23 protein-coding genes are annotated in these 21,505 nt (G+C 59.1%); 12 read left to right on the top strand and 11 right to left on the bottom strand.

Translation table 11 applies throughout. The annotated features are described in order from the left end of the window. Positions 1 to 4: 4 nt before the first annotated feature. Together FEM41_RS12860 and fes are read right to left on the bottom strand one after the other, a co-directional pair. A complete protein-coding gene (locus FEM41_RS12860; RefSeq protein ID WP_138096351.1) occupies positions 5 to 220 on the bottom strand; it encodes an MbtH family protein in 216 nt (71 codons plus the stop codon). 56 nt (positions 221 to 276) lie between these two features. Further along, entirely contained in the window at positions 277 to 1,497 is a 1,221-nt protein-coding gene (gene fes / locus FEM41_RS12855) for an enterochelin esterase (RefSeq protein WP_138096350.1), read from the bottom strand. A 267-nt stretch (positions 1,498 to 1,764) separates the two neighbouring features. Between fes and FEM41_RS12850 the strand changes: the two genes are divergently transcribed. Beyond that, on the top strand, positions 1,765 to 4,035 hold the full coding sequence (locus FEM41_RS12850) for a TonB-dependent siderophore receptor (protein ID WP_138096349.1): 2,271 nt from the start codon (positions 1,765 to 1,767) through the stop codon (positions 4,033 to 4,035). A 34-nt stretch (positions 4,036 to 4,069) separates the two neighbouring features. On the opposite strand, the gene FEM41_RS12845 is transcribed toward FEM41_RS12850, so the two are convergent. From FEM41_RS12845 to FEM41_RS12815, 7 genes are all read right to left on the bottom strand, one after another. Continuing rightward, a complete protein-coding gene (locus FEM41_RS12845; protein WP_138096348.1) occupies positions 4,070 to 4,354 on the bottom strand; it encodes a type II toxin-antitoxin system RelE/ParE family toxin in 285 nt (94 codons plus the stop codon). Next, complete coding sequence (locus FEM41_RS12840) at positions 4,347 to 4,589, bottom strand: type II toxin-antitoxin system ParD family antitoxin (RefSeq protein ID WP_138096347.1); 243 nt, start codon at positions 4,587 to 4,589, stop codon at positions 4,347 to 4,349. The genes FEM41_RS12845 and FEM41_RS12840 overlap by 8 nt, the downstream gene beginning before the upstream one ends. A gap of 84 nt (positions 4,590 to 4,673) precedes the next feature. Beyond that, complete coding sequence (locus FEM41_RS12835) at positions 4,674 to 5,681, bottom strand: Ldh family oxidoreductase (RefSeq protein WP_138096346.1); 1,008 nt, start codon at positions 5,679 to 5,681, stop codon at positions 4,674 to 4,676. 12 nt (positions 5,682 to 5,693) lie between these two features. Then, the gene (locus tag FEM41_RS12830; RefSeq protein WP_138096345.1) at positions 5,694 to 7,298 is read right to left on the bottom strand and encodes an APC family permease; all 1,605 of its coding nucleotides are present in this window, start codon (positions 7,296 to 7,298) and stop codon (positions 5,694 to 5,696) included. A gap of 17 nt (positions 7,299 to 7,315) precedes the next feature. Continuing rightward, the gene (locus FEM41_RS12825) at positions 7,316 to 8,902 is read right to left on the bottom strand and encodes an aldehyde dehydrogenase (NADP(+)) (RefSeq protein WP_138096344.1); all 1,587 of its coding nucleotides are present in this window, start codon (positions 8,900 to 8,902) and stop codon (positions 7,316 to 7,318) included. A 12-nt stretch (positions 8,903 to 8,914) separates the two neighbouring features. Beyond that, complete coding sequence (locus FEM41_RS12820) at positions 8,915 to 9,835, bottom strand: dihydrodipicolinate synthase family protein (RefSeq protein WP_138096343.1); 921 nt, start codon at positions 9,833 to 9,835, stop codon at positions 8,915 to 8,917. A gap of 132 nt (positions 9,836 to 9,967) precedes the next feature. Continuing rightward, positions 9,968 to 10,798, bottom strand: coding sequence for an AraC family transcriptional regulator (locus FEM41_RS12815; protein ID WP_138096342.1), 831 nt, complete (start codon positions 10,796 to 10,798; stop codon positions 9,968 to 9,970). A 308-nt stretch (positions 10,799 to 11,106) separates the two neighbouring features. Between FEM41_RS12815 and FEM41_RS12810 the strand changes: the two genes are divergently transcribed. From FEM41_RS12810 to FEM41_RS24535, 5 genes are all read left to right on the top strand, one after another. Beyond that, complete coding sequence (locus FEM41_RS12810; RefSeq protein ID WP_138096341.1) at positions 11,107 to 12,048, top strand: 4-hydroxyproline epimerase; 942 nt, start codon at positions 11,107 to 11,109, stop codon at positions 12,046 to 12,048. Continuing rightward, positions 12,045 to 13,157, top strand: a complete 1,113-nt coding sequence (locus FEM41_RS12805) for an NAD(P)/FAD-dependent oxidoreductase (RefSeq protein WP_138096340.1) — start codon at positions 12,045 to 12,047, stop codon at positions 13,155 to 13,157. Before FEM41_RS12810 ends, FEM41_RS12805 begins: the two co-directional genes overlap by 4 nt. Continuing rightward, positions 13,154 to 13,423 carry a (2Fe-2S)-binding protein gene (locus FEM41_RS12800; protein WP_138096339.1) on the top strand — a complete coding sequence of 90 codons (270 nt, stop codon included), beginning with the start codon at positions 13,154 to 13,156 and terminating at the stop codon, positions 13,421 to 13,423. Before FEM41_RS12805 ends, FEM41_RS12800 begins: the two co-directional genes overlap by 4 nt. Further along, positions 13,416 to 14,678 carry an FAD-dependent oxidoreductase gene (locus FEM41_RS12795; RefSeq protein ID WP_138096338.1) on the top strand — a complete coding sequence of 421 codons (1,263 nt, stop codon included), beginning with the start codon at positions 13,416 to 13,418 and terminating at the stop codon, positions 14,676 to 14,678. Before FEM41_RS12800 ends, FEM41_RS12795 begins: the two co-directional genes overlap by 8 nt. 80 nt (positions 14,679 to 14,758) lie before the next feature. Then, positions 14,759 to 14,929, top strand: a complete 171-nt coding sequence (locus tag FEM41_RS24535) for a hypothetical protein (protein ID WP_168198797.1) — start codon at positions 14,759 to 14,761, stop codon at positions 14,927 to 14,929. On the opposite strand, the gene FEM41_RS12790 is transcribed toward FEM41_RS24535, so the two are convergent. Then, on the bottom strand, positions 14,926 to 15,810 hold the full coding sequence (locus FEM41_RS12790; protein WP_138096337.1) for a LysR family transcriptional regulator: 885 nt from the start codon (positions 15,808 to 15,810) through the stop codon (positions 14,926 to 14,928). The two genes, FEM41_RS24535 and FEM41_RS12790, sit on opposite strands and share 4 nt — an antisense overlap. Positions 15,811 to 15,914: 104 nt before the next feature. Between FEM41_RS12790 and FEM41_RS12785 the strand changes: the two genes are divergently transcribed. The 5 genes from FEM41_RS12785 to FEM41_RS12765 all read left to right on the top strand — a co-directional run bounded on the left by FEM41_RS12785 (position 15,915) and on the right by FEM41_RS12765 (position 20,019). Then, positions 15,915 to 16,988 carry a linear amide C-N hydrolase gene (locus tag FEM41_RS12785; protein ID WP_138096336.1) on the top strand — a complete coding sequence of 358 codons (1,074 nt, stop codon included), beginning with the start codon at positions 15,915 to 15,917 and terminating at the stop codon, positions 16,986 to 16,988. A 364-nt stretch (positions 16,989 to 17,352) separates the two neighbouring features. Next, positions 17,353 to 17,856: a helix-turn-helix domain-containing protein gene (locus FEM41_RS12780; RefSeq protein WP_138096335.1), complete on the top strand. Its 504-nt coding sequence runs from the start codon at positions 17,353 to 17,355 to the stop codon at positions 17,854 to 17,856. Between the two features lie 553 nt (positions 17,857 to 18,409). Further along, entirely contained in the window at positions 18,410 to 19,168 is a 759-nt protein-coding gene (locus FEM41_RS12775; protein ID WP_138096334.1) for a winged helix-turn-helix domain-containing protein, read from the top strand. Next, the gene (locus FEM41_RS12770) at positions 19,168 to 19,653 is read left to right on the top strand and encodes a hypothetical protein (RefSeq protein ID WP_138096333.1); all 486 of its coding nucleotides are present in this window, start codon (positions 19,168 to 19,170) and stop codon (positions 19,651 to 19,653) included. Before FEM41_RS12775 ends, FEM41_RS12770 begins: the two co-directional genes overlap by 1 nt. 99 nt (positions 19,654 to 19,752) lie before the next feature. Further along, a complete protein-coding gene (locus FEM41_RS12765; RefSeq protein ID WP_138096332.1) occupies positions 19,753 to 20,019 on the top strand; it encodes a hypothetical protein in 267 nt (88 codons plus the stop codon). Here FEM41_RS12765 and FEM41_RS12760 read toward each other — a convergent pair whose 3' ends face one another. Further along, on the bottom strand, positions 20,020 to 21,087 hold the full coding sequence (locus FEM41_RS12760; RefSeq protein WP_138096331.1) for an AbrB family transcriptional regulator: 1,068 nt from the start codon (positions 21,085 to 21,087) through the stop codon (positions 20,020 to 20,022). 85 nt (positions 21,088 to 21,172) lie between these two features. Between FEM41_RS12760 and FEM41_RS12755 the strand changes: the two genes are divergently transcribed. After that, positions 21,173 to 21,505: a hypothetical protein gene (locus FEM41_RS12755; protein ID WP_138096330.1), complete on the top strand. Its 333-nt coding sequence runs from the start codon at positions 21,173 to 21,175 to the stop codon at positions 21,503 to 21,505.

The raw sequence follows: 21,505 nt of genomic DNA, 5'->3' as shown, positions 1-21,505 counted from the left end.
ACCTCTACTGAAGCCGACGTGAGACAAAATGGGTGGGCTGCAAATCCTGCCAGTGGCTGTCGAGCCACTGATAGCACTGCTGCTGGCTCTGGGGACCGGTCACTGCGTGCCAGCCCATCGGCAGCGCACAGTGCGACGGCCACAGGCTGTACTGCATCAGATCGTTTGCGAGGATAAGAAATTGACCTGAGCGGTCGTCGAAGGGATTACTATGTTCCATGCCTTACTCCTGTCAAAAAAAGCGCTGGCGCGCCAGACGGCCAGACCGTCCCGGCGCTATGGAGATGGCGCGTCACGCCACAGGGTGCGTAGTCCATCAATCAGACCGCCGCGCCAGCAGAGCGCATCATGTCCGCCGTCAACCTCGCGCCAGAAAAGCTGCCGCTGTGTTTTTTGTAGTAATGGCACCAGTTGTTGGTGCGCCTGGTGAATCACGGGTTCACGCAGGCCAGCTTCCAGAAAAATTTTGATGGGTGACTGACCAATCGCCCCTTTACGCAGGCTTTCAACCAGCCAGCCGGGGGTATCGCCACCGCCACGATGCGGCCACCAGAACGAGCCAGACTGACTCAGGGCGCAGCCGAAACGCTCCGGCCAGTGCAGCGCGGCATACAGCGCCGATAACCCGCCAAAGCTCTGCCCCGCCACCACGGTGGTCTCCGGCGCTTCATGCCACGTCTCAAAACGCCGCACCAGCGGTAACAGCTCTTCCTGCACCGCCAGCCAGAAATCGGGATTACAGGGCAGTTCACGCCCGCGATGCACATTATCGATAGCATCTATCAGCACATAGAGCGCTGGCGGCAGCTCGCCCGCCCGGGTCTGCGCCTGCAGCGCTGGCCAGACCGGCATGCTCTGCGCCCAGAACTGACCGTCGAGCAGAATCGCCAGGGGGCGCTGTTGCGGCTGCTGTTCCCCGGTGGCGAAAATCCAGACCCGACGCTGATTGCCCAGACGACGGCTGCGCCACTGAATACAGCGAGCTGACGCGGCGGCGGGGTGCGCTTCCTCCCACCCCGGTTGAGCGGGCGCCAGGGGCAGATGCAGCGCTGATACCGGATGACCGCGCCCGCCGCGCCAGCTATGGGGGTTAAAGGGATCGGCAATCGCCTGTGACAGCAGTTTGCGCCACCCTTCGCGCAGCGCCTGGCGGTCGGGCACCGCAGAGAGCGCCTCTGGCGAAAAATCCTGTTCCCGGGTGGAGGGAATCATACAGTAGCTGCCACGCCAGGTGGCGGGGAGCCGGGTGCTCCAGCGCCAGACGTCCGTACCGGGTATCCGGCTCAGACTCACGGGCTGAGAGCGCTGATGGTGATCGGTAACGCCGGTAATATAAAGCCAGACGTGGCGCACCCTGGAACGCTGTTCATCTCCTGCCGGGTCACGCCAGAAAAAACTGACCACGCATTGGGTGTCTCCCAACGGTTCCACCGTGGGGATTCCCTGCGCCTGTCTTGCCTGCCACCAGGCTTCACTTCCGGTTACCAGTGCGTCCACAAAAGCTTAACCTTATGTTAATCAAGGTAAAAAGAGACCGAGATCGAAAATAATAGATAATATTATTGATAATTATTTTCATTTGCAATAGCGTATTTCGGCGCAGCGGCCGGAAGAGCCCGCATGCAGGAAAAACAATAAATAAGCGCCTTACCGCCTTCCTGTTTTCAGGGGGGTGGATTTTGGCTGTATCAGGGCATTAGCCCCCTTCCCGCCCGGGACCCGGCAGCATGGAAGGGAGGCGGAGAAAAGCAGGACTCCAGATCAATGAACAAAAAGATTCAGTATTCACTGGCCATGCTGATTAACTTAGGAATCTACAGCGGCACGGTATCCGCACAGGCGGCAGAGCCCGCCGCGGCTGAAGAAAGCAGCACCGACGCGCCTGACGACGTCAATCAGGACAGCGCCTCTGTTAATGATGAAGACACCATGGTGGTCACCGCCGCCGAACAGAATCTGCAGGCGCCGGGGGTTTCCACCATCACCGCCGACGAAATCAAAAAGCGCCCACCGGCGCGCGACGTCTCTGAAATCATTCGCACCATGCCGGGGGTGAACCTGACCGGTAACTCCACCAGCGGCCAGCGCGGCAACAACCGTCAGATAGATATTCGCGGTATGGGTCCGGAAAACACCCTGATTCTGGTGGACGGCAAGCCGGTCACCAGCCGCAACTCGGTACGCCTGGGCTGGCGCGGCGAGCGCGACACCCGCGGCGACAGCAACTGGGTTCCGCCAGAGATGATCGATCGCATTGAAGTGATTCGCGGTCCGGCCGCGGTACGCTACGGCAACGGCGCGGCAGGCGGCGTGGTGAACATCATCACCAAACGCAGCGATAAAGAGTGGCACGGCAGCTGGAACACCTACTTCAACGCCCCCGAACACAAAGACGAAGGTTCAACAAAACGTACTAACTTCAGTCTGACCGGCCCAATGGGCGACGATGTCAGCTTCCGGCTGTGGGGTAACCTTGATAAAACCCAGGCCGATGCCCGCCTGATCAACGAAGGGCACCAGTCAGAGCGTACCGGTATCTATGCCGATACCGTACCCGCCGGGCGTGAAGGGGTGGAAAATAAAGCCATTAACGGCCAGCTACGCTGGGAGTTCGCTCCCATGCAGTCGCTGGAATTCGAAGCCGGCTACAGCCGCCAGGGCAACCTCTATGCCGGAGATACCCAGAACACCAACACCAACGATCTGGTGAAAGAGAAGTACGGTTCGGAAACCAACCGCCTCTATCGTCAGACTTACTCGGTCACCTGGACCGGCGCCTGGGATAACGGCGTCAGCACCAACACCTGGGCCCAGTATGAGCGCACCCGTAACTCGCGCATGGATGAAGGGCTGGCCGGGGGCACTGAAGGGATCTTCGCCAGCGACGACTTCGTGAATATCGACCTCAGCGATATTATGCTGCACAGCGAAGTGAATATTCCGTTCGACTATCTGTTTAATCAGACTCTGACGCTGGGTAGCGAATGGAACCAGCAGAAGATGAAGGATAACGCCTCTAATACCCAGAACCTGGCGGGTGGAGGGGTTGATGGCATCAGCGATAACCGCAGTCCCTACACCCAGGCCCAGATCTTCTCGCTGTTCGCCGAAGATAACATTGAGCTGACCGACTCCACGATGCTCACCCCGGCGCTGCGCTTCGATCATCACAGTATCGTCGGCAATAACTGGAGCCCGTCGCTTAACCTGACCCAGGGGCTGACCGACTCCCTGACCCTGAAGATGGGCATTGGCCGGGCTTACAAAGCGCCGAGCCTGTACCAGACCAACCCCAACTACCTGCTCTACAGTAAAGGCCAGGGCTGCTTTGCCAGCGGCACCCCCTGCTATCTGCAGGGCAACAGCGACCTGAAGGCTGAGACCAGCATCAATAAAGAGATTGGTCTGGAATTCAAACGCGACGGCTGGCAGGCCGGGGTGACCTGGTTCCGTAACGACTATCGCAACAAAATCGAGGCGGGTTACTCCCCTGAGTACACCAACTCTGCTGGTACCAATATCTACAAGTGGGAGAACGTTCCCAAAGCGGTGGTGGAAGGGCTGGAAGGTACCCTCAATATTCCGGTAAGCGATACCGTCACCTGGAGCAACAACCTGACCTGGATGCTGCAAAGTAAGAACAAAGAGACCGGCGATCGTCTGTCGATCATTCCGGAATACACTCTGAACTCGACTCTGAGCTGGCAGGTGCGCGAGGATCTCTCACTGCAGAGCACCTTCACCTGGTACGGCAGCCAGACGCCGAAGAAATACAACTATAAGGGTGAGCACGTTAGCGGCAGCGAGTCCGACAAGGTCAGTCCGTACAGCATTATGGGCCTGAGCGCCACCTGGGACGCCACCAAAAACGTCAGCCTGACGGCGGGGGTTGATAACCTGTTCGACAAACGCCACTGGCGCGAAGGCAATGCCCAGACCACCGGCGGCGATAAAGGCTATATGTCAGGCGCAGGCGCCGCGACTTTTAACGAGTCCGGCCGAACCTGGTATATGAGTATTAATACTCAGTTCTGATAGCATAAGGGAGAGCGTTTGCTCTCCCTTCTTCTTACCGTAAATGCTGTAAATGATTCATCTGCTGATGCAGGATGCGCGCTATCAGAATATCTGCATCACGCACGCGATAAAAAATAGTATGCTGCTGAAACTCAACGCGCATGACATCAGGAACAGCCGCGTAATTCCGCCCAATTTCAGGCATCCCGGACAGCGTATCAAAGAATGCCTCCAGCGCGTCAGTGTAGCGATCGGCCTGCTCTTCACCGAACTCCTTCAGCGTGTAATCATAGATCGCGCCAAAATCTTGAGCCGCGATCTCAGTAAGCCTATACACGATGCTTCCGCTTTCTTTGCGCTGCGATCTCCTTTAGCGATAACGGACTTTCTCCGCTTTCCAGGCCGGAAACCACAGCCTGGCGGACGGCTTCATCACGATCTTCCTGCTGTTGCAGCAAACGCAAAGCCGAGCGCATAACTTCGCTCACAGAGCCGTAGCGACCACTGTCGATTAACCGGCTGATAAAAGCGTCTAGCTGATCGCCAATAGTGACGCTGGTTGTCCTGGCCATAATGCCCCCTGTGTTAACTATTCATACAAAGATAAGGGCGCACACTCCCAGCGTCAATACCGGTAATGATATCCGGCGACCTCGTTACCCCAGCGCCACAATCTCCTGATAAAGCGCAGCGGGTATCGTCACCCCTTCCACTTCGCTGCGGGCCCGCTCCCGGTGGCGGCGTTCGCCGGGAATGCGCGCCCCCTGGGCAGTCATGGCGCTGAACAGCGTTTCACTTCGGGCCAGATGGGTGTCCGCTTCATCTCCCAGAAAACGTCGCGGATCCATGGCGATAATCAGTTCACCGCCGTAGGGCAGCCCCCCGGCGCCAGCGTCAAAGTCCAGCGACTCCTGGCTGGTCATATCGCCAATCAGCGGCCCGGCAATCAGCTCTACCATCGCCGCCAGCGCTGACCCTTTATGGCCGCCGAACGGCAGCATGGCCCCTTCCAGAATCCGGGCCGGATCGGTGGTTTCCCGCCCTTCGCTATCCAGCCCCCATCCCGGTGGAACCGATTTTCCGGCACGGCGATGCAGATCGATCTCGCCACGGGCCGCCGCGCTGGTCGCCATATCAAAGATAAAGGGCGCTTTACCCGGTCGCGGCCAGCCAAAAGCCAGCGGGTTGGTGCCAAACAGCGGCGTGGTGCCGCCGGCGGGCGCCACCCAAGCGTGGCTTGGGGTACAGGCCAGCGCCACCAGCCCCTGCTCTGTCAGCGGTTCAATATCGGCCCACAGCGCGGAAAAGTGCACGCAGCGATTAATCGCCAGTGCCGCAATCCCACCCTGCTGAGTCTTTTCTACCAGCAGCGGCAGCGCCTTTTCCCACGCCAGCAGCGAAAAAGCCCCCGCCGCATCGACCTTCACCACCGCCGGTGCCGAATCCTGTAACGTCGGCAGCGCATCGGGCGACACCTTGCCCGCACGCAGCGTCCGTACGCACCCCGGAATCCGGTACAGGCCGTGAGAAGCGCAGCCGTCACGCTCACCGTTCACGGTATTGCGGGCCACCGCCGCGGCGTGCAGTTCGCTAAAACCGCTGTGGCGCAGTACCCGGTACGCCAGGTCATAGGCTTCATCAAGGGTCAGGGTTATCTGTTTCATCTTGCTCCTTTATTACTCTTCTTCGTCCCCGCTAAAGTTGGCACGGGGCAGGCAGGTATGTACGCCCCAATAGTAAATAGCCAGCGACATCAGCGCCACGGCAATCGTATCCCACGGGTGGGGCAACACCCCAATACCGCCAAAGCTACCCAGCCAGGAAGCCAGCATGATCAGGGCATAAAAGGCGATCAGCCACAGCGATGACCACACCTGCTGACGCAGGCTAACGATACCGGTCGGCACCCGCTTGCGGCACAGCACATAGATAACAAACATCAGGATCTGCAATCCCAGCAGCCAGGAAAGCGTGGTCCACCCCGACCAGTAAACAATCAGCGCCGAAATCATAAATGACAGCGGCCCGATAATGGCAAAACCGCGCACCCGAAAGGGCCGTTCCAGATCCGGGGCATTACGCCGCAGCCCGCCAGCGGTCACCGGCGCTATCGCATAGCTCAACACCAGCGCCGCCGATACCACGCTAATCAACTGCTCCCAGGAGGGAAACGGCAGGGTCCAGAACACAGAGAGCCCGAAAGTCAGCCACAGCGCCGGGCGAGGAATACCGGACTGACTGTCGATACGGGTAAAAACTTTGTAGAAGGTCCCTGCCTTCGCCCAGCCGTAAATCACCCGCGGCGTGGCGTTCATATAAATGTTACCGGTGCCGCCCGGCGATACCACGGCATCGCATACCACCATAAAGGCCAGCCAGCCCAGACCCAGCGTCATGGCGATATCGCGATACGGCAGCGAAAACTGGCGACTGATATCCCCCCAACCACCGCTCAGCAGCTCGCCCGGAATACTGCCGATAAACGCCAGTTGTAACAGTACATAGATGATGGTGGAGAGCACCACCGACAGGATCAGCGCCACCGGAATGGTGCGCTGGGGCCGCTGAACTTCGCTTGCCACCGAGATAATCGGCGTCAGCCCCAGGTAGGCAAAGATAATGCCACCGGCGCTGATTGCCGCTTCCACCCCGGCCGCGCCGAACGGCGCCACGCCCTGAGCCGTAAGGTTTTCGGGCCGAAAAAAGGCGAACAGCGTCACGACTACCGCCAGCGGCACCAGAAACTTCAGCACGCTAATGATGTTGTTGGAACGGGCAAAGGTTTTCACGCTGTAGTAGTTCAGGGCGAAGAAGATGCACAGCAAAATAAACTGCACGCCCCACCCCAACAGCGTAGGGTCACCGGAGCCGGGCTGACTCAGGGAAGGAAACCAGGCCGCAGCATACTGGCGGGCAGCGACAATCTCGATCGAAATCAGGCTGGAGAAGGCGATCAGGGTGATAAAGCCCAGCAGATAGCCCAACAGTTCACCGTGGGAAAAGACCGGATAGCGAATAATCCCACCGGCCCGGGGCAGCGCCGCCCCCAGTTCACAGTAAACAATGCCAAGTAGCAGCACCGCGAAACCGCCAATCAGCCAGGAGGCGATCCCGGCCGGGCCGGCGATAGAAGCCACATGGCTGGCGGCGAACAGCCAGCCGGAGCCAAAAATCGCCCCCAGGCCAATAAAGGTCAGATCGGTCAGAGTCAGTTGTTTTTTAAATTTCCCCTGCGCCGCCGCGGGGGCGGCGGCGCGGGCATCCGTCGTGTGAAGGGTCATAAGGTTTCGCCCTGTGATTAAGGCTGCACGGGATCGCGCGTTAGCGCGCCGTTAACCAACCGCAGCAGGTTGAGGGGATTGCCGTCCTGCAACGCAGGCGGTAGCAGCGCCGCCGGTACGTTCTGCAGACAGACCGGTCGCAGGAAACGATCGATAGCCAGAGTGCCCACCGAGGTCGTGCGGACATCCGAGGTCGCGGGCCAGGGGCCGCCGTGCACCATGGCATCGCACACCTCTACCCCGGTGGGATAGCCGTTAAACAGCAGCCGACCAGACCTGTCGCCAAGGAGCGGCATCAGGCATTGAGCCAGAGGCGCATCGGCCTCGTCGGCGTGCAGCGTGGCGGTAAGCTGCCCCTGAAGCGCGGCAAGCAGCGTCTTCAGATGGCGCTCGTCATCGGCTTCCAGCACCAGCGCCGACGGGCCAAACAGCTCTTCGTGCAACAACGCATCCCCCGCCAGCCAGGCGTTGGGATCGGCGCGCCACAGCCGGGCGCTGGCCTGACGATCTGCGGATGGGCCTTGAGCCAGCGGCGTCAGAGCGGGATGGCTCTCACGCCGGGTCACGCCCTGACGGTAGTGCTCCAGCGCAGCGGGGTTCAGCATGGTCTGGGGCGCGCTCCGGCTGACCGCCTCTGCCAGGTGGCTCACAAAGTTCGGGGTTTCGCTACCGCGCATCACCACAATCAGCCCGGGTTTGGTGCAGAACTGGCCACAGCCCAGGGTAAAGGAGGCCACCAGCTCCCTGGCGATTTTTTCGCCGCGCGCTGCCAGGGCCTGCGGCAGAATCACCAGCGGGTTCACGGCGGACATTTCGGCGAACACCGGAATAGGCTGTGCGCGCTGTTGTGCCAGTTCAATCAGCGCCTTACCACCGCGCAGCGAGCCGGTGAACCCCACCGCCTGAATGGCCGGATGCTGCACCAGGCGCGCACCGATATGGCCGCCAAAAATCAGGTTAAACACGCCCGGCGGCATACCGCTACCTGCCGCCGCGCGCACTATGGCGCCAGCGGTCAGCTCCGCCGTCGCCATATGCCCTTCATGAGCCTTAAACACCACCGGACAACCGGCCGCCAGCGCCGCGGCGGTATCGCCCCCGGCGGTGGAGAACGCCAGCGGAAAGTTGCTGGCGCCAAAGACCGCCACCGACCCCAGAGCCACCCGATACTGGCGCAGATCCGGGCGCGGCAGCGGCGTTCTGTCGGCCTGCGCCGTATCGATGCGCGGTGCGAAGGCATCGCCGCGCCGCAGTACCTGAGCGAACAGGCGCATCTGACCGCTGGTACGCGCCCGCTCTCCTTTTAGCCGTGCCAGCGGCAGCGCCGTTTCCTGATGCACGACATCGAAGAAATCCTCGCCGAAAGCGTCCAGCTCATCGGCTATCGCCTCCAGAAACCCGGCCCGCGCCTGTGGCGAGGTCTGCCCGTAATCGGCGGATGCCGCCTGCGCGGCGCTGGCGGCGGCGTCCGCCTCGCGCGGGCTTGCGGCATAGAAGCGCCAGCTGGTGGGCTGACCGTCCGCCGCCCGCAGACTGAGCAGCGTCGCCTCACCGCTGCCGGTACGTTCCGCGCCGATAAACTGCTGTCCGGTCAGATTAACCATGGTCACCTCCCGTTACAGACCGACATCCGGCAGCGCCGGGCGGTTGTCCAGCGCCTGCTGAACTATCTGCTCCACGTGGCGGCGATCGTCCCCTTCCAGCGCCAGGCGCGGCGGACGGGTAATTTCACTGCCACGCCCCAGCAGCGCTTCGCACAGCTTGATGCACTGCACCAGATCCGGACGCGCATCAAGGTGCAGCAGCGGCATAAACCAGCGATACAGCGCCATCGCCTCTTCGAAGCGCTGCTCCTTCGCCAGGCGGAACAGGGTTTCGCCCTCACGCGGGAAGGCGTTGGACATGCCGGAGATCCAGCCCTGAGCCCCCATGGCGACGCTTTCGACCACCACATCATCCAGCCCGGCAAACAGCACGAAGCGGTCGCCTACCGCGTTGCGCAGATCGGTAAAGCGGCGGGTATCGCCGGAAGAGTCCTTAAAGCAGACGATGTTGTCACAGTCGGCCAGGGTCGCCAGAATTTCCGGGGTGACGTCGTTTTTATAGATTGGCGGGTTGTTGTAAACCATGATGGGCAGATCCACGGACTGCGCCACGCTGCGGAAATGGGCCGCCGTTTCGTGCGGCTTCGATGAATAGACCAGCGCAGGCATCACCATCACGCCATCGACACCCACCCGCTGCGCTTCGCGCGCCATCTTGCTGGCGAAAGCGGTGGTAAATTCCGCCACCCCGGCGATAACCGGCACCTTTCCCCCGGCGGCATCTTTAGCCACTTCAATAATCTGCACCTTTTCTTCGGTGGTCAGGGAGGTGTTCTCCCCGACGCTGCCGCACACCACCAGCCCGGAAACGCCGTCCTGTACCAGGTTTTTCATCACCGCGTGGGTGGCATCCAGATCCAGGCTGTAGTCGCTACGGAACTGGGTTGTGACCGCCGGGAATACTCCGCTCCAGCTAATCGCCTGTTGGCTCATGGTCGTTCTCCTTGTCGTCTGTTTGTTAATGTTTGGTGAATTTTTAGTGATTTCACGTAACAGATTGACGACTCCGAACCTGAACTGCTTGACGGTTTTCCCCCTGCACTGCGACGAAATTGGCACAGTAAACTAAAAATGTGCGCTCAGTTCGCTGCCCAACGTCAGCCGGAAATCCCGGGGCGTTGAGCCAGTCATGGCCTTAAACTGGCGGCTGAAAGCGCTGTGATCGGTGTATCCGCATTGCAGAGCGATATCGGTAATCGGCATATCGCTGGCCAGCAGTTCGGTGGCTTTTTCCAGCCGCACTTTGTGAATCATCTGGCGCGGCGTCAGGTGGAAGATGCGCTTGCAGTAGCGCTCGATCTGCGCCACCGACAGACCGCTCAACGCGGTGAGTTCCTCCATGGCGATCGACCGCCCGTAGTGAGTGCGGATATAGTCATCGATGGCCGCCAGTTGCTGCCAGGCCGGATGGCGGGCGCTGGCCTCCTGCAAATCATGGGAAATTCCCGCCATGCCGATCACCTGCCCGCAGGCGTTGCGCAGCGCCAGCTTCTGGGTCAGACACCAGCCGGTACGGCGACCGCTGTAGAAGTGCAGCTCCAGTTGATCGCGCAGCGTAATGCCCTCATTCAGCACTTTCAGATCCTGTTCGGTGTATCCCTGCCCCAGACGGCGTGGGAAAACATCCGCCGAAGTTTTGCCCAGCAGCGGCGCTACGCTTTGCAACCCGCAGCGCCGGGCCAGGGTCAGATTAGCCAGCAGATAGCGCGCAGAGCAGTCCTTGACGAAAAACACCACCCCAGGAATGGCATTCAGCAGGGGCGCAATCAGCGCCAGGGCATTGAGCAGCGCCTGGATATTCTCCGGGCGCTGACGCGCCAGTCCTTCGCAAAACCGGCTTAATTCAGCCGGGGCAAACTCTTCACTCACTACCGGGTTCGGGATCGCGGAATTCATGGCGGCACCTCCAGATGGATTTTGCGCATATTTATTAACTTACGTTTAACAATACAAGCAACCGAGGAGAGAAATGGGATCGCGGCAAAACTTTACCGTGACGCAATCTGTTTACCCGACTCCAAATTTCCATGATGTATCACAATCATAATTTAATGATAAATAACAAATTAATATGAATGTGCAAGACATAAACAATGCCGACTGTGCTGATTTCGCTATGGCGCGTTATGAAAACCATCAAGCCTGGGGGACTCTTCCTCATTCAGCATAAATCAACATGTGATTAACAATTCAGGAATCGCCTGATGAATAACTCCCCTGCTTCCCTGCGTATTATCGATTCCCATACCGGCGGCGAACCCACCCGGTTGATTGTGGAAGGCTTCCCCGATCCGGGCCCGGGAACCATGGCACAGTTGCGCGATCGCTTCGCTGAACAGTTCGATCACCTGCGCCAGGCCACGATCCTGGAGCCGCGCGGCAGCGATGTGATGGTGGGCGCCCTGCTGTGTCGCCCGGCCAATCCTGCCGCCACAGCGGGGGTGATCTTTTTTAATAACAGCGGTTTTCTGGGGATGTGCGGCCACGGCACCATCGGGCTGGTCGCTTCGCTGGCCTGGCTGGGGCGGATATCCCCCGGCCAGCATCTGATTGAAACGCCAGTTGGCGACGTTCGCGCCACGCTTCACGACGATGGCAGCGTTTCGGTGGAAAATGTGCCCGCCTGGCGCTGGCGTCAGGGGGTGCGGGTCGCGACCCGCTATGGCGATATCAGCGGCGATATTGCCTGGGGCGGCAACTGGTTTTTCCTGATTAATGATCATCCGCTCTGCATCGATACCGCCAGTCTGGCGGCGCTGACCGACTTCGCCACCGCCGTACGTCAGGGGTTGGATCAGGCGCAAATCCGCGGCGCTGACGGCGGCATCATCGACCATATTGAACTGTTCGGGCCGGACCCCGAAGCCGACAGCCGCAGCTTTGTGCTCTGCCCGGGCCTGGCCTGGGATCGCTCCCCCTGTGGCACCGGCACCAGCGCCAAGCTGGCCTGCCTGGCCGAAGATGGCCTGCTGGCTCCGGGCCAGATCTGGCGCCAGGCCAGCGTCATCGGCAGCCAATTCAGCGCCAGCTACCGCCGCCAGGGGCAGCATATTGTGCCAACCGTTCGCGGCACGGCATGGGTCTGCGCCGACACCCGGCTGCTGTTTGACGAGCGCGACCCCTTCCGCTGGGGCATCCGGCTATGAATGCCCCGGACGTTATCGTCGTCGGTGCGGGTATTGTTGGCGCAGCCTGCGCCTGGCGTCTGACTCAACGGGGACTGCGCGTGACGCTGGTCGACGACGGTCGCCCCGGCGCCACCGCCGCCGGAATGGGGCACCTGGTCTGCATGGACGATAACCCCGCCGAGCTGGCGCTGACGGCCTGGTCGCTGGCGTTGTGGCGCGATATCCTCCCCCGGCTCCCTGACAACTGCGCCTGGCGCGACTGCGGCACCCTGTGGCTGGCGCAGCAGCCTGACGAGCTGGAAGAGGCTGAACGCAAGCGCCAGCGACTGGCGGATGTTCAGGTAGCCAGCGAACCGCTCTGCGCTTCTGCCCTTACCGCCCGGGAGCCGACACTGGGCGCCGGGCTGGCTGGCGGACTGTGGGTGCCGGGAGACGGCATCGTCTATGCGCCAAACGTGGCGCGCTGGTTTATCGAACAGGCCGGGGAGCGTCTGACCCATATCACCGGCGAAGTCATCGCGCTGGAAGAGCCCTGGCTCCAGCTACGTGACGGCCGTCGCCTGCAGGCACCGGCCATTCTGCTCGCCTGCGCCAGCGGCGCCAACAAACTGCTGGCAGAGCAGTGGCTACGTATCAAGAAAGGGCAGCTCGCGATTACCGATCGCTACCCGGCGCGCCTTAGCCATCAACTGGTGGAGCTGGGCTACGCCGTCAGCGCCCACGCGCCGGACGGTAAATCGGTAGCCTTTAACCTTCAACCGCGCCCAACCGGGCAGCTATTAATCGGCTCTTCCCGGGAATATGACAACCCCGACTCGCGCCCCGATCCCGTCCTGCTGGCCGCCATGCTGCACCGCGCCTGCGACTTTCTGCCCTGGCTCGCGGATCTCAACCTGATTCGCTGCTGGAGCGGCTTTCGCAGCGCCTCACCGGACGGTCAGCCGCTGCTGGGGCCCCATCCACATCGTCCCGGGGTCTGGCTGGCGCTGGGCCATGAAGGGCTGGGGGTCACCACCGCGCCGGGCACCGCCTGGCTGCTGGCCGATCAGATAACCGACAACAAACCCGCCATTGATGCCGCGCCCTGGCTGGCCTCGCGGCTGAATCGACAAGAGGTAAACGCATGACGCAGACCATTAACCTGACTATCGACGGCGTAGCGATAACGGTCGTTGAGGGTACCAGCGTCGCTGCCGCGCTGGCCCGCAGCCCGCTACCGGCGGCGCGGCTCTCCGTAAGCGGCCAGCTGCGCCCGCCGTTCTGCGGTATGGGCGTCTGCCAGGAGTGCCGCATCACCATCGACGGTAAACGTCGTCTGGCCTGTCAGACGCCGTGCCGCGCCGGAATGCGGGTGGAGCGGGATGCGAAATTCAGGAGTGACCAACATGACTGATTTACACTGCGATATCGCCATACTCGGCGCCGGTCCGGCCGGTCTGGCGGCGGCGCTCGGCGCGGCTGACAGCGGCAGGCAGGTCACCATTCTCGACGATAATCCTGTTCCCGGCGGCCAGATCTGGCGTGACGGACCGGGCGCCAGACTGCCGGAGGCGGCCCGTCAACTGCGCGCCGCAGTGGCCGGACACCCGAACATCCGCGTGCTGAGCGGAGCCCGGCTTATCGGCCGCCCGCAGCCCCGCGCCCTGCTGTTCGAGCGTGCGCATGACTGCGGCCTTCTTCACTGGCAGCGGCTGATACTGTGCTGCGGCGCCCGGGAACTTCAGCTCCCCTTCCCCGGCTGGACGCTGCCTGGCGTTACCGGCGCGGGCGGGCTACAGGCGCTGTTAAAACAGGGACTTTCCGTAACGGATGAGCGAATCGTTATTGCCGGTAGCGGCCCACTGCTGCTGGCGGTGGCCGCCAGCGTGCGTCAGGCGGGCGGCCAGGTTGTTGCCATCATCGAACAGACGCCGCTGCGCAGCGCCCTGAGATTCGCCGCCGGGCTATGGCGCTGGCCGGAAAAGGCCCGTCAACTGCCGGAGCTGGCGGATCACCACTGGCGGCCCGCCAGTCAGGTCAGTGCGGCGCTGGGCGACGATCGCCTGACGGCGGTACGCATCCGCCATGGAGGACGGGAACGGGAGCTGGCCTGCGATCGCCTGGCAACAGGCTATGGACTGATTCCCAATATCGAACCTGGCCTGCTGTTTGGCTGCCCGCTGGCGGGTACGGCCATCGCCGTGGATGATTACCAGCAGACCGGCATCCCGGATATCTTCGCTGCCGGCGAGTGTACCGGCGTGGGCGGCAGCGAACTGGCGCTGGCGGAAGGTGCGATTGCCGGTTACGCCGCCGCCGGAGACGTCGCCCGGGCGCGAACCGGTTTTGCCCGGCGCGAGCGCTGGCAAGGCTTCGCCCGGGCCGCAGAAGGCGCCTTTGCCCTTCAGCCGCAATTGGGCGAAATCTGTACGCCGGAAAGCCTGCTGTGCCGCTGTGAGGATGTCACCACCGGCGCGGTGGCAGGAGCCCCGGACTGGCGCTGCGCCAAAATGGCGCAGCGCTGCGGTATGGGCGCCTGCCAGGGACGTACCTGTGGCGCCGCTGCGCGCTGGCTGTGGGGATGGCCATTACCCACCCCCCAGGAGCCGCTGTCACCGGCCCGTATCGATACCCTGGCGCACAGGCCGCCACCGGCTAACTCGGAATAAACTTATGTTCCCGTAGGTGACTTTTCGCGGATGATAGCGCCCTGGCCGATTATTTTTCCGGCGCTATCATGGAGTTACCAATGAAGAAGCTTTACAGCTTAGTTGTGCTGGTTGCGCTTGGGGCGCTCAGCGGCTGCGTTTATCACGATCACGACCATCACCGCCGCGACGGCCATCGTCCGCCACCGCCTCACCACGGCGACTACGATCGGGGCGACAGAGGCGACCGCGACTATCGCCACCACCGCTAATCCGCCGCTGGCCATGCCTCGTTAAAGGCGGCCAGCAGTTTAGCCAGCACGGGCGGCGCCAGCTGTCCCGGTTTCCACAGTGCCACCATCAGTTGGGAAATGGTGCCATCCCCCATATCGGTATTCACCCGTACCACGCCGGGCCAGCTATCGGCATTCATATGCTCGGGTAACCAGGCCCAGCCTTCCCCCGTACACAGCAGAGCCTGCAATATATCCTGCTGATTGACCCGCAGAATATCGTCAGCAATCTGCAAACGCCGCATCAGCCATTCGGGAAGATCCAGAAACGGCATTAGCTGGGTGCGAGATGCCAGATGAAACTGCGATACCTGTCCGGCGGGGAAAAAATCCTCCCGGGCATAGACCGCCAGCGAAATATTGCCGATCGCCCGCCAGTGCAGGCGATCGTTAATCGAACGGTTCATCGCCTGAAAGAGACCGACATCAGCACGGCCCTGCTCCAGCCAGCTCTCTGCCTCAATCCGCTCGCCAAGAATCGGCTCCAGCTGAATCTGGCTCGCATCCAGACTACAGCGCAGGCGCAGCAGGAAATCCCGAGGCGTGAAGGCATCGTAACAGAGCGTCAGGCGGGTGCCGATCTGCTGCGGGATCTGGCGCGCCAGTTGAGCAAATGACTGCGCTTCATGCAAAAACAGACGGCTCTGGCGCCACAGTCGCTCACCGGCCTCCGTCAGCGTCAGCGAACGCCCGGCACGCTCAAACAGCGGGTAGCCGAGATCGACTTCCAGATAGGCCACCAGCTCGCTAACGGTGGTGCGATCCTTGCGCAGTTTTCTGGCGGCATGGGTCAGAGTACCGGTTTCGCAGACGCAGGCAAAGGCTTCGATCTGGGCCAGGGTAAAGTTGAGTGGCGTCATCGTCCCTCCTTTTTATATGGGGGATTTTCCCACATAAACCGACTCTTTCCGAGGGGAATCCGCTTTAATAATGATCTCTCAAACTCATCAAGGAGAAGATCAAAATGTCAAAACATCCCCTCACCGCCGTGGCCGCTGGCGCCATACTGACCGTTGCACTCAGCGCCAGCGCCGATGCCTGTACCCGCGCCTTTGTGAATATGTTTCCGGGCTATATGGTCAGCGCCCGTAATCTGGATTTCTTTGGCCCCGTGGATCCTTCGCTGGTCATCACCCCACGAGGCGTGAAACGCGACGGTGGCGATGGCGACAATGTGGCCCACTGGACCAGCCGCTATGGCAGCGTAGCCATCTATGCCGATAACGTTTTCCCTATGGACGGGATGAATGAAAAAGGGCTGGCCGGTCATACCCTGTTTTATATGAACGGCAGCCAGCAACAGCAGGACAATCAGGACAAGTCGGTACTCGAAAGCCGCGCATGGCTGAGCTATATCCTGGATAACTACGCGACGGTGGATGAGGCCGTGAAAGGGATTCAACACAACGTACGGCTGGTAGCCAAAAAATTGCCGGTGGATTACGCTACCGATACCAAACATATCGCCATTGAGGATCTCAGCGGTGATTCCGCCATTATTGAAATCGATAATGGTCAGGTCCATGTTTATCACGATAAATCTTATCGGGTAATGACTAACCCCCCCTCTTATCAAAAACAGCTGGCGAATCTGGCGAAATATAAAAATGCCGATCGCAGTCAGATTCCCGGTGGTCTGGATGCCGATCAGCGTCTGGTTCGCGCCAGCTATAACCTGAAAAACCTGCCTCAACCGGATAATAAAAATCAGGCCCAGGGGTTTGCGCTCTCAGTGGTTAACAGCGTGGCTTATCCTGTCGGTATACCGGCAGAGCCCGACGAACAGAAAGTATCGGATATGTATCAGAAATACAGTAAACAGCCGCAGTACAATAAGGGGATCGGAACTTACTGGACCACGGTTGCCGATCTGAGCCATGGTGAATATCACTTTAAATCCACCTTCGCCGCCTCTCAGGTCCAGGTGAATCTGAAAGCGATTAATTTTAGCGCAGGTCAGCCGGTAACAAGGATCGACGATCTGAACAACTATGCGCAAAAAGGGTGGCAGGGCGACATTCTGCAGTACGCTCACTAACCTGAGGGTATCGGCCCGATAGCCATCGGGCCCCACTCATCAGAATAAAAAGCTATAGACACGTTAAAAATCTGAATTTAATTCTTTATAATTCATCATTCCATTTATATCTACCCTCCATCTCGCCTGACCTATCAGAATAGTCTCCAGTTTCCAGAGGTCTTCCGGCGCCTCTTGTCTGACATCAGACAATGCAGCTGAAACAGGTATTACCATTAATTGGAAATGTCCACAGGTCGGTTAAAAAACGCTGCGGATATTTCATAAAATGATGACCCATTACTGGGTATTGAATTGCAGAATCCTCTGGGGATTACGCATATCTGTGGAATAACCAGTATTTATTCAGGACCCAATATTAACCATGACTACGCAGCCAAGAACTTTAATTTATATTTTTAGCGAAAATTACTATCTGTGGGTCGGTATTCGTATATCGCTGAGCTGGCTTCTGCCTTCCCGCCCGCTATTTACCTGGATATCAACCCCTTCGCTTTCAGCACTGGACGGGTTGGGAAAACAGCCGGGAAAAGATCTGCGCCGGGTACTGATCGCCGAAGCCGATCAGGTTGAAACCCTTAAGTTACTGGTGCCGAAAGATGTCCGGGTATTGCCGGATAACCAGCCACTGACCGAGCTGTTGGCACAGATTAATGCGCCGGTAGAAAATCAGCGCCGCGGTACTCACCTGACCCGTTCAGAGTGGCAGGTCTGTCTGTCAATAAGCCGGGGAGTTACCGCCCAGGAAATGGCGCGTAAACTCAATAAATCCCCCAAAACCATTAATGGCCACAAACGTAATGCCATGCAAAAGATGCGCTGTCACTCTAATGCCGACCTCTGGTCGAGAATAACCCAGTTCGTTTAATGGCTATTAATGACGTCATGTTATTCATAACCGCTCTATTTTTAACTATGTCAAATTATTAACAGTAAGAATAAAAAACCACCTTCAGATATCAATACTGAAAGTTAGTATATACAGAATTTTATCATTGCCGTTACATTATCAGGAATTGCCCTGAGATTCTGTCCTTTTCCTTCTGATAAACAGATCGGAGTCGTTACGCTGTATCGGGTTAATACTCCATATTATTCAGCGGTCAGTAGTTACTACTGGCCGTTGCTTTTTAAAGGAAAGGTCATGAAAGGACAGTCCTTCGCCACCAAAAGCGCCCCACAGGTTCCTCTTGCCACAGGCAGGAACCCCGTCTCCGGTGTTGTTTCCCAATCAGCACAATGCCGGAATTAAGAATTTACCTATTGATGTGATAGCATCGCGATCGACGGCTGTGTTATAAGTGCAACCAGCGTATAATCTCCGAACTGCACCAACATCACTGATGCATCCATAACAGATTCTTATTGCAGTCACACATTCACCTCTGCCCGTGTCCGATTCTTCTGTGACGGAACGTTTAATGAAATATCTGATAGCAAACGCCTTAATTTATCGCCCGGAAGACGGCGTGTTAATGCCACCGGGACGTGAAGAAGAACTCGTCACGCTTACCGCCACCGCTAACGCCATTTTGTCGCTGCTGGTCGAACGTCACGGCGTTGCCATTGAACGCGAAACCTTTTTGAGCGAAGTCTGGGATTCCCGCGGACTGCGTGGCTCCAACAGCTCGCTGAATCAGTACATCAGCATTCTGCGTAAGACCCTGGCAATTTTTGCGCCCGAACATCAGTTTATTATTACCGTGCCCAAAATCGGCTTTATGCTCAATTCGGAGCTGAGCGTACAGCGCCAGTCCAACGAAGATGAACGGCCCACGGTTAATGCACCACGGGCGACCACGAAGCCGAAAAAACAGCGCTGGCTGTGGCCGACCTTGCTGATCCTGATAACCCTGATCCATTTCGCCTTCGGCATGGGAAAACTGCTGGTGGAAAGCGCTGATACCCGGGTGGATGTCCTTCCGTTGACCAAAGTGGGGCAGTGCCCGATCTATACGCTGAGTCCGCTTCCCGAGGCCTGGCATGAGGAGGCGATCTCCATGGCGCACCGCATACTGCAAAGGGTCAGGCTACCGGCCTGCCAGCCCAATACCGTTTTCTATTTCTTCGTGCAGGACAGTATTTTCTATGGCGAAGGCGGCAGAGTCGTCCTCACCCGCTGTGTACGCAACGCCGGTAAAGCGGTGACCTGCCACACCCAGTATTACTATGAGTGGTGATGATGACCATGACGCTGCGCCGTACCCTTTTGCTGATTGTGATTATTAATCTCGTTATTTTGCTGACGACTGTCTGGCTGTATCGCCAGCAGACGCGTTTGAACATTGACTGTCAGGGTAATCTGACCATGGAAAACAAGCGCGGCAATAGTACCTTTACCCTGGATTCACTGGTATCAATGCACTTCACCCCTGACGGCCGGGGCGATTTTAATCTGACCGGCAACGTAGTCACGCCTCAGGGAAACTTCTCGGTCTCCCGTCAGGAGGGCTTTAAATGGCGGCGGATACGCAACACCATGTATGAAATTGAGATAGTCGAAGTCATGCGTTACGGACTGGATAACGTGCCCCCCGGCATTTTCGAACGCTATCTGCTGGGGATTGGCCTGAATCAAAAGCGGCTGGTGAAAATTAAATATACGCCGGACAACGGCATCGTTATCGGCAACCTCTATTCACCGCTGTTCATTTGTTCGAAATAGGTTCCAGATACGTGTCATAACGGTTGCCCCGGCCAGATAAACAGCTAAAATCAGCCAACAGTCTTTATCCTCTGTTATTTTCTGTTATCTGGTGAAAACATGGTTTGTAAGACTCACCGGCAGCTGGCCGGTATTGCGATTCTGTGCCCGGACGATCCCCTACCGCTGCCGATTCAGCAGGCCACGGAGGCGCTACGCCAGGGCGAGACGCTGGACCAGGTGATGATCCGCCTTAATCAACAGGGCATCCTCGCCTGGCGCCAGGCGCCCCCGACCGATCCCTTCTACGACAGCTGCTGGGTACGGCCTGGCAACGGCCCTCAGGTGCTGATAGCCTGCACCTGGGTGCCGGTTTCGGTACATTAATCAGCCGCCCGGCGCGGGCTCCAGGCGCCGGGCAACAAAGCGGCTCAGCGGCGGCCCCACCATCAGCACAATCAGAAATCGCCCGGTCTGCATCGCCATCACAAACGGCATATCCACCTGCCCGTCCGCAGCGATAATCGCCATCGAATCCGCGCCCCCCGGGCTGGTTGCCAGGTAAGCGGTCAGCGGATCGATACCGGCGAAATGGACCAGTCCCCAGGCCAGACCGCAGCACAGCAGCACCAGAGAGAGGATAGAAAGCAGCACCCGCGGAAAGGCCCGGGCCACGTGACGTAAAATTTCCCGGTTAAAGCGCAGGCCAATACTCCAGCCCACCAGCGTCCAGGCCATCAGCAGCAGCCAGGGCGGCAGAATAATCGGCGATAGCCCGCTGTCCTGCATTACCACTCCCAGTACCAGAGTAATCAGCATAGGTCCGGCAGGCAGGCGCAAAACCCTGGCCAGAACGAACCCCAGGACAATCAGCCCCAGCGTCATAGCGAAATGACCGCTATCCAGCGCCGGAAAAAAGGGCTGGCTCTGGGGGTCGGGAGCGCTTTCCAACCCGCCCCAGAAACGGGTGACCAGGGTGGCGATCAACACCACTATCACCACCCGAAGATACTGCATAAAGGCTACCAGTCGCACATCGGCGCCAAAGCTTTCCGCCATCAGCGTCATAGCCGAAGCGCCGCCGGGCGACGATCCCCAGATGGCGGTGGATCCGGGCAATACCTTAAATCTGGCCAGCAGCCAGCCCAGAACCAGGCTAATGGCGATAACCGAAAAGATAGATCCCAGAAACAGCGGCCACTGACGCGCCATCTCCTGAAAGATCGACAGCGGAATAGCCCTGGCGATCATCGCGCCCACCACCGCCTGAGCCAGCGAAAATAGCGGCTTAGACACCTTTACCGGCTTGTCCAGAACGCTAAAAATAATTCCGGCGAGCATGGCCCCCATCAGAATCGCCGCAGGTATACTCAGCCACTCCAGCACAACCATCAGGACAGCGGAAAACCCTAACATAGCGCACCAGCGCAGCAGCATCGGCGACCGTTCGGCCATAAACCTCTCCTTAATTTTTTGCTTTATTCCCCGGTGAGGGTTTTACTGTCCGCAGGGACCTATTGTCAGACTCAGGATTAAAAACATGACGAAAAAAAGCGCACTGTTCAAATTTTTTCTTCCCGCACTGCTACTTGCCGTAATGGTGTTTCTGTTCTGGCGGCCAGAACCGGATCCCCAGGAACAGGCCTGGTATGTGTCGGTTTACTGCCGCGCGTCGGCGGGCAGTACCTCCAGCGAAAGTCTGCAGGCCGCCGTAGAAGGCACCCGGCCTGGGGCATCGCGTCAGCGCTTTAACCGCCAGGCCGCCAGCGAAGTTCTGGGCGCCTGGAAAAAGCTGGATAAAGAGCAACAGCGTATCGCTCGCCGTGACGAGACTCAGTGCCGCCGCCTGCTGCTGGATAAACTGGCACAGTAA

Source organism: Jejubacter calystegiae, from assembly GCF_005671395.1.
Lineage (GTDB): Bacteria > Pseudomonadota > Gammaproteobacteria > Enterobacterales > Enterobacteriaceae > Jejubacter > Jejubacter calystegiae.
Note: the sequence above shows the minus strand (reverse complement) of the source record. Positions and strands in the feature narration are given on the sequence as shown.

Bases quoted from the DNA above. Each gene is read 5' to 3' on its own strand.
- FEM41_RS12775 (WP_138096334.1), top strand. From the start codon at position 18,410: ATGAAATATCTGATAGCAAACGCCTTAATTTATCGCCCGGAAGACGGC.
- FEM41_RS12780 (WP_138096335.1), top strand. From the start codon at position 17,353: ATGACTACGCAGCCAAGAACTTTAATTTATATTTTTAGCGAAAATTAC.
- FEM41_RS12830 (WP_138096345.1), bottom strand. From the start codon at position 7,298: ATGACCCTTCACACGACGGATGCCCGCGCCGCCGCCCCCGCGGCGGCG.
- FEM41_RS12805 (WP_138096340.1), top strand. From the start codon at position 12,045: ATGAATGCCCCGGACGTTATCGTCGTCGGTGCGGGTATTGTTGGCGCA.
- FEM41_RS12840 (WP_138096347.1), bottom strand. From the start codon at position 4,589: ATGGCCAGGACAACCAGCGTCACTATTGGCGATCAGCTAGACGCTTTT.
- FEM41_RS12800 (WP_138096339.1), top strand. From the start codon at position 13,154: ATGACGCAGACCATTAACCTGACTATCGACGGCGTAGCGATAACGGTC.
- FEM41_RS12795 (WP_138096338.1), top strand. From the start codon at position 13,416: ATGACTGATTTACACTGCGATATCGCCATACTCGGCGCCGGTCCGGCC.
- FEM41_RS12790 (WP_138096337.1), bottom strand. From the start codon at position 15,810: ATGACGCCACTCAACTTTACCCTGGCCCAGATCGAAGCCTTTGCCTGC.
- FEM41_RS24535 (WP_168198797.1), top strand. From the start codon at position 14,759: ATGAAGAAGCTTTACAGCTTAGTTGTGCTGGTTGCGCTTGGGGCGCTC.
- FEM41_RS12810 (WP_138096341.1), top strand. From the start codon at position 11,107: ATGAATAACTCCCCTGCTTCCCTGCGTATTATCGATTCCCATACCGGC.
- FEM41_RS12760 (WP_138096331.1), bottom strand. From the start codon at position 21,087: ATGGCCGAACGGTCGCCGATGCTGCTGCGCTGGTGCGCTATGTTAGGG.
- FEM41_RS12815 (WP_138096342.1), bottom strand. From the start codon at position 10,798: ATGAATTCCGCGATCCCGAACCCGGTAGTGAGTGAAGAGTTTGCCCCG.
- FEM41_RS12770 (WP_138096333.1), top strand. From the start codon at position 19,168: ATGATGACCATGACGCTGCGCCGTACCCTTTTGCTGATTGTGATTATT.
- FEM41_RS12820 (WP_138096343.1), bottom strand. From the start codon at position 9,835: ATGAGCCAACAGGCGATTAGCTGGAGCGGAGTATTCCCGGCGGTCACA.
- FEM41_RS12765 (WP_138096332.1), top strand. From the start codon at position 19,753: ATGGTTTGTAAGACTCACCGGCAGCTGGCCGGTATTGCGATTCTGTGC.
- FEM41_RS12835 (WP_138096346.1), bottom strand. From the start codon at position 5,681: ATGAAACAGATAACCCTGACCCTTGATGAAGCCTATGACCTGGCGTAC.
- FEM41_RS12860 (WP_138096351.1), bottom strand. From the start codon at position 220: ATGGAACATAGTAATCCCTTCGACGACCGCTCAGGTCAATTTCTTATC.
- FEM41_RS12825 (WP_138096344.1), bottom strand. From the start codon at position 8,902: ATGGTTAATCTGACCGGACAGCAGTTTATCGGCGCGGAACGTACCGGC.
- FEM41_RS12785 (WP_138096336.1), top strand. From the start codon at position 15,915: ATGTCAAAACATCCCCTCACCGCCGTGGCCGCTGGCGCCATACTGACC.
- FEM41_RS12755 (WP_138096330.1), top strand. From the start codon at position 21,173: ATGACGAAAAAAAGCGCACTGTTCAAATTTTTTCTTCCCGCACTGCTA.
- FEM41_RS12850 (WP_138096349.1), top strand. From the start codon at position 1,765: ATGAACAAAAAGATTCAGTATTCACTGGCCATGCTGATTAACTTAGGA.